This is a genomic window from Nesterenkonia sp. CL21, assembly GCF_031705515.1.
GTDB classification, from domain to species: domain Bacteria; phylum Actinomycetota; class Actinomycetes; order Actinomycetales; family Micrococcaceae; genus Nesterenkonia; species Nesterenkonia aethiopica.
On record NZ_JAUTWR010000002.1, the window covers coordinates 273780 to 285023 of the forward strand.

Below are 11244 nucleotides of genomic sequence, written 5' to 3' on the forward strand. Positions count from 1 at the left end.
TGCCGCACGATCCTACCGTGGCTGTGACCAGGATCACCACTATCGAGAGGTCCTCCGATGCCCTCACCCCACCACCGCGCCACCCAGTCCGTGCTGCAGATCCGCGAGCGCCTGACCCGTCTCAGCCATGACATCCACGGCCTGGCCGAGACCTCCTTCGAGGAGCACCGCAGCGCCGCCCGGCTGCGCGACGAGCTCGCCGACGCCGGATTCGCCATCACCGCACCGGTGGCGGACCTGCCCACCGCCTTCACCGCCCGGTACGGCACCGGCGACTTTGTCGTCGGGATCTGCGCCGAGTATGACGCGTTGCCCGAGATCGGCCACGCCTGCGGGCACAACGTCATCGCCACCGCCGCCGTCGGCGCCGCCATCGGACTGGCCGCCGTCGCGGACGAGCTCGGTCTCACCGTGGAGGTCGTCGGCACCCCCGCGGAGGAGCACGGCGGCGGCAAGGTCCTCATGCTGGAGCGGGGCTGCTTCGACCACCACACCGTGGCCCTGATGGTCCATCCCGGCACCGTCGACGCCGATCCGGTGGAGACCGCCTCCCAGGGGGTCGCGCGCTTCGCCGTCACCTTCACCGGGCGTGCCGCCCACGCGGCGGCGGCCCCCACCGACGGCGTCAACGCCGCCGACGCTGCCGTCGTCGCCCAGGTGGCGGTGGGGCTGCTGCGCCAGCAGGTCCCCGCCTCCTCCCGGATCGGCCTGTTCGTCCGCGACGGCGGCCAGGCCACCAACATCATTCCGGAGCGCACCGTGGTGGACGTCGAGGTCCGCGACTTCGACCTCGAGGCGCTGCACAGCCTGCGTCGACGTGTGGAGGACTGCTTCTCGGCCGGCGCTCTGGCCACCGGCTGCCAGATGCAGGTGGAGGAGACCGAGCCCCTCTATGCCCCGCTGCGCCAGGACCCCCGGCTGGCTGGACCCTACCGTGACGCGGTGCGGGCACTGGGGCGCCGCCTCGCGGACACCGGCGGACTGACCGGTGGCTCCACGGATATGGGCAACGTCTCCCAGCATGTGCCCGCCATCCACCCGATGATCGATGTCGACGGCAGCGGAGCACCGCCCCACACTCGTGGCTTCGCCGACGACGCCGTCTCCCCCGGAGGCGACGCCGCGGCCGTCGACGGCGCCATCGCCATGGCCCAGACCATCATCGAGGCGGCCTCCGACGCGGACCTGCGGGCCGAGCTGATCGCCGAGCAGACGACCCGCACCCCGTTCACCGAGGGGGTGCCGGCATGAGGTCCCGCGCTCCCCGCTCCGTGACGCCCCCGGAGAAGCACCCGAAGAATCTCTCTGAGAAGCCCTCGATGCGCTCCCGTGCGCGCCTGTGGATCCCCCTGCTGCTGGTCGGTGCGCTGCTGACCGTGCTGGCGGAGCTGATCGGCGCCCAGGAGGTCGGCGTGGGCATCGGCACGCTCACCCTGCTGCCACTGATCTGGGGGCTGCTGCTGGGTGCCACGGTCAGCCTGCAGAAGGTGCGGCCCTTTCCGGAGGGCGCTCAGAGGATCGCCTCGGTGGCCATGCAGATCGGCGTGCTGCTGCTGACCACCCGCCTGGCCTTCATGGTCGGAGAGAACCTCGATCTGCTCGTCCAGGTGGGGCCCGCGCTGGTCCTGCAGGAGATCGGCAACCTGGCCACGATCCTGATCGCCATGCCCCTGGCAGTCCTCCTGGGCATGCGCCGCGCCTCGGTGGGTGCCACGTTCTCCATCGGCCGTGAAGGCTCCTTCGCCATGGTGGGCGAGCGCTACGGGACCGAGTCCCGCGAGATCCGCGGCGTGCTGGCCATCTACATCTTCGGCACCGTCTTCGGCGCCCTCTGGATCGGCCTGCTGGCCTCCATGCTGGCCGGCACCGGGTGGTTCAATCCGCTCGCCCTGGCCATGGGCTCCGGCGTGGGATCAGGGTCCATGATGGCCGCCGCCTCCAACGCCGTGGTCGCCCAGTTCCCCGGCATGGAGGGCGAGATCCTCGCGCTCGCAGCGATGAGCAACCTGCTCAGCTCCGCGCTCGGCCTCTACATCGGCGTCTATGTGGCCCTTCCCCTGGCTGACCGGTTCTACCGGCTCCTGACCCGCCGCCGTCGTGCTGACGAGGGCGAGCAGGCCGAGGAGTTCCTCAGCGGCGTCGAAGTGTCTGCGCAGAAGGTGGAGGCGCCGGTGCAGCGGGTCCACCCTGCCGCCCTGCTGGCCCTGTCCACCGTGCTGACGATCGCCGCCCTCTGGGCCCACGACGGCGCGGTCACCCTCTCGGCGCTGCCGGGGATGGGCCTGATCGTGGTCTTCGTGGTGCTGGGCCTGCTGGCCCGCCGCTTCCTGCGCATCTCCGCGATCGTGACGGCGATGACCCTCGCCATGGCTGCCTCCACGCCGTGGTCCCCCGTGGCGGACACGGTGCTGGCGCTGGTGGAGCCGGTGGCCTTCCTCCCGATGACCACCTCGGTGCTGGTGCTGGCCGGGCTGGGCCTGGGGCGCGACGCACGGATCCTACGCTCCGTGGGCTGGAAGATCGTGCCTGTGGGGCTGGCGGTGTTCACCGCGACCTTCCTGGCCTCGGTGCTCATCGCTCAGGGGGTGCTGGGGGTCGGCTGAGTCGGACGGCCCGACCGGCGGGAACGGAGCGAGCGACAGGTGGTGGCCAGATGGTGAGATGACGTCCGCGGGCGCATCGACGACGCCGCCGATGGGCCATGATGGGTCCCGTGCGTCCCTCCTCCCGTCTGTGGCTTCTGCTGCTGGTCCTGACCTCGATGCTGGGCCAGTTCTCGGTCAACATGATCCGCCCGGCCACCACGTACAAGGTGGACGCGCTCGGCGGCGACGCCGCCGTCGTCGGACTGGTGGCGGCCTCCTACGCCATCGTCCCCCTGGTGATCGCGATGCCTGTCGGGCGCCTCATCCAACGCATGGGCACCGTGGCCGGCCTGATCGGCGGGGGCCTGTGCGTGATGGCCGCCGGAGCCGCGGCGATCGCCTTCTCCTCGGCGGTGTGGGGTGTGGTCCTCGGAAGCGCCGCGCTGGGCCTGGGGCAGCTGGTCTTCGCCATCGGCGGGCAGAGCGGGGTGACCCGCGCGGCCGATCCGGCGAAGCGCGATGCGGCCTTCGGCTGGTTCACCGCCGCCGTCTCCGCCGGTCAGATGCTGGGGCCGCCCGTGGCCGGATGGATCATCAGTGCGCCCGAGGACGTGGGGACCGGCATCGACCTGTCGATCCTCGCCGGAGGTGCGGCGGCCCTGCCAGGAGCCCTGCTGCTGTTCCTCGCGCTGTGGCGGATGCGCCGCCACGCACACGGCGCCCCGGCGACGGGCGTGGCCGCCTCAGCCCGCGACGGCGAGCCGAAGGCCTCCACGCGGGCGATCCTGCGCACCCCGAGGGTGGGCTCGCATATCGCCGCTTCCGCCGGACTGCTCGCGCTGACCGACGTGCTGGTGGCGTTCCTTCCCCTGCTGGGCCAGCAGGCCGGGCTGAGCCCGTCGGAGGTGGGGCTGCTCCTGGCCCTGCGCGGGCTGGGCTCCCTGGCCTCGCGGATCCTGCTGGGCGGACTGGTGCGCCGGATCTCTCGGGAGGTGCTGCTGGTGCTGTCCCTGCTGCTCTCCGCCATCAGCTTCGCCGCCATGCCCTTCACCACCGGGACCGTCGCCATGGCCGGCGCGCTGATGGCGGTGGGCGGATTCTTCCTGGGGCTCGGTCAGCCGCTGACGATGACGATGGTCACCGCCGCCGTCCCCGAAGGTTGGAGCGCCCCGGCCCTCGCCCTGCGACTGATCGGCAACCGGCTGGGCCAGGTCGCCATGCCGGCCGCCGCCGGAGCTCTGGCCGGGCCCGTGGGCCCGGCGGCCGCCGTCTGGCTCGGGGCCGCTGTGCTGCTGGTCTCCGGAGCTGACCAGCTGCGGCATCTGCGACGGCGCAGCTGAACGGCTGACCCTCTGAGCAACTGATCGACGCCGGGTCAGCGGCCGAGATCGTAGGGGTCGCGATACCCCTCGGGCGTCTGCGGCGGATCCTCGGGGCCCCGCCGGCCCTGCCGGCCCTGCCGCCAACCCTGCCGCTGACCCTGCTGCTGGTCCTGTCGCTGGCCTGACCTGTACCAGCCCTGCCGCTGCGCCTGGGACCAGCCGGACTGGTCCGGCTGGTCTGACCCACTGTGGTAGCCGTACGGAGCGTGCTGGCCGGGATGCCCCGACTGGCCGGGGTTCCATCCGGCGTCGGGCCCCCAGCCCTGGGGTGCGCCGTGGCCGCTGCGCTCCACCGGCACACCCAGGAACTCGGCGACCCGCCCGGCCTCCTCCACGAGCGCCTGCTCCCGCTGGAAGAAGCTGCCGCGCCGATTGACGCCGATCAGGATCTCCCCGCCGTCCTGCAGGCCCAGGCTCATGAAGGTGACCAGGTCGCGCCGACTGCCGTTCCTGCTGCGACTGATGCGGACCTCGGTGTGGAGCCGGACCACTCGCACCTGGTGGGCGGTGAACGTGTCGTCGCGCCGCTGGATCCCGTACCAGCGGCGGAAATGTGCCTCAGACTCCCCATAGGGGCGCAGCGTGGCCGAGACCTTCTTGCTCGCACCGAAGATGCCGAATCCCACGGTCAGGAAGATCATCGGGTGGAGCAGGAACAACCACGCCAGGTGGCCGATCTCCGCCAACGCCCCACCGGCCAGCGCCATTCCGATGACGGCGGTGCCGATGCTCGCCCCGAACACTCCGATGGCCAGGCCCAGCCAGGCGCCGAATCCCTTGGTGCTGCTGCGCAAGGTGAGTGTGCCGTGCTCCGGCCCGTGATCGATCCGCATGACACCACAATACTGGCGCTTCTGACGCCCTTCCGTCCGCACCCCGTCGAGTGGGGCCGACCACGCCGTCAGGGGCGCTCCCAATCCTCCACGCCGCCCGGCACCTCGGTGAACAGTGGATGCACCGGCCACGGTGACCCGTCTCCGTCTGGGCACGTCGCCGCCCACTCGGCCAGCAGCTCCGGGGAGCGGCGAGCCAGTTTGGCCCGGAGGTGGTCGGCTTCGAAGGCGAGCTGCCCGGAGGTCACGGGGATCGGCGTCGTCACGCGCTCGGCGGAGCCCGCCGCTGGGCGGTCGATGCGGTCGACATCGAACCGGTATCCGCGCACCCCGGCCTCCTGGTGGAGACCGGTGAGGTAGGCGGCGATGGCCGCCTGCGGGTCCTCCTGAGAGCGGAAGCGTTCCAGCTGAGGATGGCGGGTGTAGCCGCGGGTCCGCCCGAGCAGCACGGCCTGGGCCAGCAGGGCCTCGCGCCAGCAGGCGATGAGACCCTGCCGGTCCAGCAGGCGGGGATGCAGTGACCAGAGTCGCATGACTACGGCGCCACCCCAGCCGCGGCGGGGCTGAACCCCCGGCGGACGTTCTCGCAGCATTCGGGGCGGCAGACGTCGTACCAGGGCCCGAGGTCGGTGACATGCGGTCGGTCCGCGGCCGGGACAGCGTGGATGCGTTCCTCGAGCAGGTCCACCAGGCTGGCCACGAAGGCTCCATGCACCCCCGGGGTGGGAGTGCGCACAGCACGAAGACCGGCCTGCTCGGCGGCCTCCATGGCTTCCTCGTCCAGGTCCCATAGGACCTCCATGTGGTCGCTGAGGAAGCCCAGCGGGACCACGATGACGGCCTGCACGCCCTCCCCCGGAAGCTCGGCGATCCGGTCGCAGACATCCGGCTCCAGCCACGGCTGCGAGGGCGGGCCGGAGCGCGACTGGTACACCAGCTCCCAGGCGGTGGTCTCCTCCGCGGCTCCCTCCTCGCGCAGCTGCTCCATGATCTGCCGGCCCACGGCACGGTGCTGGGCGGCGTAGGCCCCGCCGTCGCCCAGCCCCAGCTCGCGGGGTCCGGAGCGCTCCGCGTCGGCGGTGGGGATGGAGTGGGTGGCGAACAGCACCCGGACCTGCCCGCCGGTGAGACCTTCGGCGGCGAAGCCACGGACGGCCTCGGCCACGCCCTCGGCGAAGGGCTGGACGAAGCCGGGCACGTCGAAGAACTGCCGCACCTTGTCGATGCGCACGACGCCGGCCAAGCCCGTCTCCAGCACGGCACGGGCGAAGTCCTCCCGGTACTGGCGGCAGGAGGAGTAGGAGCTGTAGGCACTGGTGGCCACCGCCAACAGACGGGTGTGGCCGGCCTCGGCGGCCTGGGTCACCGTGTCCTCGAGGTACGGCGCCCAGTTGCGGTTTCCCCAGTAGACGGGCAGCTGCAGGCCGCGGGCACGCATCTCCTCCTCGATGGCCTGGCGCAGCTGGCGGTTGTGCTCGTTGATGGGGCTCACCCCGCCGAAATGCCGGTAGTGCGTGGCCACCTCCTCCAGCCGCTCATCGGGGATGCCCCGTCCGCGGGTCACGTTGCGCAGGAACGGGATGACGTCCTCCTGGCCTTCTGGGCCGCCGAATCCGGCGAGCAGGACGGCGTCGTAGTCCTGGACGGCGGTCACATGCGGTGCCCCGTCCGCCGAGGCGTCGGTGGCGAAGGGGACCTCCCCGGGACGGATCGCGGCAGACGAGGTCTCCACCGGCTGCGGGGACTTCGCGGGCGTGTCAGACATGATGATGCTCCTTCTCTCGGATGTCTCAGACGTCTCAGGACGTGTCATGCTGATGGAGTAGATGTGGCGGTCATGTGGCCTGGATGAGCAGGATGGTCAGTGCGGCTCCGACGGCATAGTTCAGCAGGAGGAAATGCCGCCACCCCCGATGCGCCTGGGCAGCCTCGGCGTCGCCGATCGACCGGTAGGGCAGGGCCAGGGCGATGTAGGGCAGCACCAGCAGCCCGGCGAGCGCCCCGGGCCATCCCGTCCCGATGACGATCACTCCGGCGGCGGCCCAGAGCGCCAGGGCGAACCTGACCGTCCGACGGGCGCCGAAGACCGTACCGATTGAACTGATGCCCGCGGCCCGGTCCGGCCCGATGTCCTGGACCGCACCGAAGGCGTGGCTGGCCATCCCCCAGAGCAGGAAGGCCCCCAGAGCGCACACCACCACGGCGTCGACGTCCGCACCGGCCAGCGCAAGACCGTAGGCGGCTGGCGTGACGAAGTGCAGGCTGGAGGTCAGCGAGTCGAGCACCGGGACCTCTTTGGTGCGCAGCGGCGGAGCCGAGTACGCCACCAGCGCCACCAGGCTCACGCCCAGCACCATCCAGGAGCTGGGGCCGCCCAGGATCACCAGCACGACGACGAACGGCAGCACCAGTGCCGCACTGATCACCAGCAGGGGCCGATGGCGGCGGACGTCCAGCAGGGCCCCCTCCGCTCCGCCCTTGCGCGGATTGGCCAGATCTGAGGCGTGGTCGTAGACGTCGTTGATGCCGTAGAGCGCGAGGTTGTACGGGACCAGGAAGAACACCGTGCCGATGATCAGCGCGGGATCGAGGCCTCCGCCGGCGAGCAGCCACGCCGCGGCGAAGGGGTATGCCGTGTTGATCCAGCTCAGCGGGCGGGAGGCGCGCAGCAGGTCGGCTGTCATGCGGCCTCCCTCTGGGTACGGCGCGGCCCCAGCAGGGTCCAGAGCGCAGGCAGCAGGATCACGGCGGCCACCGGATAGGCGAAGTCTTCGATCGGCGCCAGCCCGAGGCGCAGTCCAGAGATGCTCTCCTCCGCATAGCTGAATAGCCCGACAGCGATCATGAGGTTGTCGAAGACCGCCGTCAGCAGCACCAGCACGAACCCGGCGAGCGCGGCCGCCGGCATGAGCCGACCCGTGCCGTCGGCCGCAGGGCGCCCCTGCCGGGACCGCACTCCGGCGGCCGCTGACGCAACCGCGACGGCGACCCCCAGGAACACCAGGCACAGCAGAAGATACGTCCACTCGGTCATGCGGGTTCCCTCCTGGTCAGCAGCTTCTGGAACCCGAGTGTGGCCACCATGGCCAGGTGACACAGGAACAGCAGGAAGACCAGCTCCTCCAGCGGCAGCTCGGGGGCCAGCATGACGCCGGTCATGAAGGGGGCGGGTCCGTGGAGGAATACGCCCAGAGCGATCCCGGCCAGATCCCAGGCCAGGAAGAACACCGTTCCGAGAGCCAGCACGGCTCCGGCCCGCAGGGGGCTCCGGACGAGGAAGAGCCTGAAGCGGGCATCCACCAGGATGATGCAGCCCCAGGAGAACAGCAGAGCGATCAGGTAGGCCATGCTCATCAGCGCTTCAGGCATGGACACCCCCGGTCAGCGCCTCCGGGCGAGCCGGGCGCCCACCCCGCAGGGAGCTGCGCACGAGCTCAGCGCTGATCAGGCACATCGGCACGCCGATGCCGGGCATGGTCGTGGCGCCTCCGTAGCAGAGCCCCTTCAGCCTCCGAGAGCGGACGGGGCCCCGGAGGAACGCGCTCTGCCGCAGCGTGTGCGCGGGCCCCAGCGCTCCGCCGCGCCAGGCTCCGAAGTCGCGGGCGAAGTCCGCCGGTCCGATGGAACGTCGCACCACGATGCGGGAGGCGAGGTCGTCGATTCCGGCCCAGTCCGCGATCTGCCGGATGGAGTCATCGACCATCTGCTCCACGGGAAGGTCTCCGGCGCCGTCGACGCCGCCGGCGCCCAGGTGTGTGTCTGCCCGCGTGGGCACCAGGACGAACAGGTTCTCGTGGCCGGGCGGAGCGACGTCGTCGGTGGCGCTGGGGCGGCACACGTAGAGCGAACGCGGCGGCCCTCCCGCCGGTCGTGCACCGGAGATCTCGTCGAACCCCTTCTGCCAGTCCCGGGTGAAGAACAACGAGTGATGGGCCAGCTCGGGCAGGGCGCCCCGCACACCGAGCAGGGCCAGCACCGCTCCCGGCCCCGGATCCCGGTGTCGCCAGGACCTGGCCGACCGGGTGCGGTGCTCCGGAGACAGCAGGGCGGTCTCGGTGTGGTGCATGTCGGCCGTGGAGACCACGACGTCCGCGGGGAGGAATTCATGCCGCCCGTCGGATCGGCCGATGTGGACTCCCGTGACATGCCCCCGGGAGGCCGTGATGCTCCGCGCCCGGCAACCGGTCCGCAGCCGGGCCCCCTCGCCCTCGGCGAGACTCGCCACCGCTCGCACCACCGCGCTGAACCCGCCACGGGGGTGCAGCACCTGCTGGTTGATGTCGAGATGGCTCATCAGGTGGTACAGGCTCGGTGCGGAGCGCGGCGAGGTTCCGAGGAACACAGCCGGGTAGCCCAGGATCTGTCGCACCCGGGGGTCATCGGTATGACGGGCGATGAACGACTCGAGCGGCTCGGTGAGCATCCGCAGCAGAGTCGGCAGCCGGCCGAGCAGCGCCGGGTCCAGGAAGTCTGAGGGACGCTGGTAGCTGGAGTAGAGCAGGCGCTCCGTGGCCAGGCGACTGGTCCGCGCGGCCGAGCTCAGGTACTCGGGCAGACGTCCAGGAGTCGTTTCCAAGGCCTGCAGCGCCTGCAGCGAGTCATCGGCCGGCAGGTCGAAGGGATTCGGGTCCTCCTCGAAGAAGACCCTGTACGCGGGGTCCAACGGGAGCAGTTCGAGCTGCTCCGCGGTGGAGGTCCCCAGCTGCGCGAAGAATCTGTCGAAGATCTCGGGCATCAGAAACCACGAGGGTCCGGTCTCGAAGCGGAAGCCCTCGTGATGCCATTGTCCAGCTCGTCCTCCGAGCTCGGCATGCGCCTCGACCAGCGTCACGTCCAGACCGTCGCGCGCCAACAGGGCTGCGGTGGCCAGACCGGCGAATCCTCCGCCGATGACGACGGCGGTGCGCGTCCGCGAACCGCGCTGGCCGCGGGCCGGCCTCACCTGCGTCCTCCCCGCACCACCGGGAGCAGAACCTGCAGGAGCAGCTGCAGCCTGACCCGTCGGGGCACGGAGACCCGGCGCCGCTTCAGCTCAGCCACGGATGTGTGCCGCAGCCGGGCGGAGACCTCTTCGAAGAGCCGCGTGGCAAGATCGGTGGCACGACGCGCCCCTGGGGGCAGCAGGGGGATCGCGCGACGGGCCGCCCCGAGGTCGGCCTCGATGTCTGCCAGGATCTCGATCTTTCGGGCCTCGCTGAGCTCACCCGGCACGGCGCCGGGGAAGTAGGCCCTGCCGAGCTGTTCGGCGTCCTCGTGCAGATCTCGGAGGAAGTTGATCTTCTGGAAGGCGGCACCCAGCCGGGCCGCACCTGTCTCAAGCTGGGCCATCTGATCCGTGGTCGGGGCGGTGTCCTGCAGGAAGACCCGCAGGCACATGAGGCCGACCGCTTCCGCCGAGCCGTGGACATAGCGCCGGTACTGCTCCTCGCTGAGCGAGTGGACCGGCTCCAGGTCCCGGCGCATGGACCGGAAGAAGGCCTGCACCAGGGCCTTCTCGACGTCGGCGGCACGGGCCGCGGAGGCGAAGGCATGCACGATGAGGTTGCTGCTGAAGCCGGTGCCCATGGCGGAGATCGTCTCGGTTTCCAGGGTGTCGAGCACCTCGCGTCTGCTGTCGGCGTCGAGCCCGGCCTCTTCGGCGGTGCCGTCGACGATCTCATCAGCCACGCGGACCAGCGAGTAGATGCTGCGGATGGCGGCACGGGTGCCGGGCGGCAACAGGCGTGTCGCAGTGCCGAAAGACGTGGAGTACTCGTCGATGACACGCGAGGCCGCGCTCTGCGCCGCCTGCGTGTACAGGGTCAGTCCGCTCAGCCCGGAGTCTGCGCTCATGGAGAGCCCTCTGGGGTGTGCGGGGACTCGCCGGCACTCCCATAGAGCGCCATCGCAGGCACCTGCAGGACCAACCACGGGCTGAAGGCCCATGGCGCGGCGTCGACGGCGGCGCGCAGCCGATCGGTGGAGGTCCATCTCCAGTCGAGGACCTCGTCCGGATTCGGCACCGGGTCTCCGTCGAGGGCAGCTGTGACGACGGGGCAGATCTCGTGCTCCACCACACCGGAGGCGTCCACGGCACGATAGGAGAAGTCGGGCAGCACCGGCGTCACGTCCGTCACCTCGATGTTCAGCTCGTGACGGGCGTGGCGCATCACGGCCTCCTCCAGGCTCTCCCCCGGGGCGGGGTGGCCGCAGAAGGAGTTGGTCCACACTCCGGGCCAGGTACGTTTGGTCAGCGACCGTCGTGTGACCAGCACCTGACCGAGAGGATTCGTGAGATGGCAGGAGAACCCCCTGTGCAGCGGCGTGTGCGCCGTATGCACTGCGCTCTTCAGAGCCGTGCCCAGGGGCATCCCGTCAGGCGCGACAAGCACGACGTGATCCGATCGACGGTCATCCATACGTCACCCCAGTCATCTAGCCTGTCTAGTATCTAACTTGGCTAAT

General features: G+C 70.8%; 12 protein-coding genes. 3 read left to right on the plus strand and 9 right to left on the minus strand.

Annotated features, from left to right (window positions below; genetic code table 11):
• The first annotated feature begins 57 nt into the window (after positions 1–57).
• From Q7C18_RS06205 to Q7C18_RS06215, 3 genes are all read left to right on the plus strand, one after another.
• A complete protein-coding gene (locus tag Q7C18_RS06205) occupies positions 58–1251 on the plus strand; it encodes an amidohydrolase (RefSeq protein WP_311024632.1) in 1194 nt (397 codons plus the stop codon).
• Positions 1248–2603, plus strand: coding sequence for a DUF3100 domain-containing protein (locus Q7C18_RS06210; protein ID WP_311024633.1), 1356 nt, complete (start codon positions 1248–1250; stop codon positions 2601–2603). The genes Q7C18_RS06205 and Q7C18_RS06210 overlap by 4 nt, the downstream gene beginning before the upstream one ends.
• Before the next feature lie 110 nt (positions 2604–2713).
• Positions 2714–3925 carry an MFS transporter gene (locus Q7C18_RS06215; protein ID WP_311024634.1) on the plus strand — a complete coding sequence of 404 codons (1212 nt, stop codon included), beginning with the start codon at positions 2714–2716 and terminating at the stop codon, positions 3923–3925.
• A 35-nt stretch (positions 3926–3960) separates the two neighbouring features.
• On the opposite strand, the gene Q7C18_RS06220 is transcribed toward Q7C18_RS06215, so the two are convergent.
• The 9 genes from Q7C18_RS06220 to idi form a co-directional block, all read right to left on the minus strand.
• The gene (locus tag Q7C18_RS06220; RefSeq protein ID WP_311024635.1) at positions 3961–4800 is read right to left on the minus strand and encodes a hypothetical protein; all 840 of its coding nucleotides are present in this window, start codon (positions 4798–4800) and stop codon (positions 3961–3963) included.
• Between the two features lie 68 nt (positions 4801–4868).
• Positions 4869–5333, minus strand: coding sequence for a pyrimidine dimer DNA glycosylase/endonuclease V (locus tag Q7C18_RS06225; RefSeq protein ID WP_311024636.1), 465 nt, complete (start codon positions 5331–5333; stop codon positions 4869–4871).
• A gap of 2 nt (positions 5334–5335) precedes the next feature.
• A complete protein-coding gene (locus tag Q7C18_RS06230; protein WP_311024637.1) occupies positions 5336–6565 on the minus strand; it encodes a ferrochelatase in 1230 nt (409 codons plus the stop codon).
• 70 nt (positions 6566–6635) lie between these two features.
• Positions 6636–7484, minus strand: a complete 849-nt coding sequence (locus Q7C18_RS06235) for a prenyltransferase (RefSeq protein WP_311024638.1) — start codon at positions 7482–7484, stop codon at positions 6636–6638.
• Positions 7481–7834 (minus strand): lycopene cyclase domain-containing protein, encoded by a 354-nt coding sequence (locus tag Q7C18_RS06240; protein ID WP_311024639.1) that lies wholly within the window; start codon positions 7832–7834, stop codon positions 7481–7483. Before Q7C18_RS06240 ends, Q7C18_RS06235 begins: the two co-directional genes overlap by 4 nt.
• Complete coding sequence (locus tag Q7C18_RS06245) at positions 7831–8169, minus strand: lycopene cyclase domain-containing protein (RefSeq protein WP_311024640.1); 339 nt, start codon at positions 8167–8169, stop codon at positions 7831–7833. Before Q7C18_RS06245 ends, Q7C18_RS06240 begins: the two co-directional genes overlap by 4 nt.
• Positions 8162–9742, minus strand: coding sequence for a phytoene desaturase family protein (gene crtI / locus Q7C18_RS06250; RefSeq protein ID WP_311024641.1), 1581 nt, complete (start codon positions 9740–9742; stop codon positions 8162–8164). Before crtI ends, Q7C18_RS06245 begins: the two co-directional genes overlap by 8 nt.
• Positions 9739–10632 (minus strand): squalene/phytoene synthase family protein, encoded by an 894-nt coding sequence (locus Q7C18_RS06255; RefSeq protein ID WP_311024642.1) that lies wholly within the window; start codon positions 10630–10632, stop codon positions 9739–9741. Before Q7C18_RS06255 ends, crtI begins: the two co-directional genes overlap by 4 nt.
• Positions 10629–11198: an isopentenyl-diphosphate Delta-isomerase gene (idi, locus tag Q7C18_RS06260; RefSeq protein WP_311024643.1), complete on the minus strand. Its 570-nt coding sequence runs from the start codon at positions 11196–11198 to the stop codon at positions 10629–10631. Before idi ends, Q7C18_RS06255 begins: the two co-directional genes overlap by 4 nt.
• Positions 11199–11244: the final 46 nt, after the last annotated feature.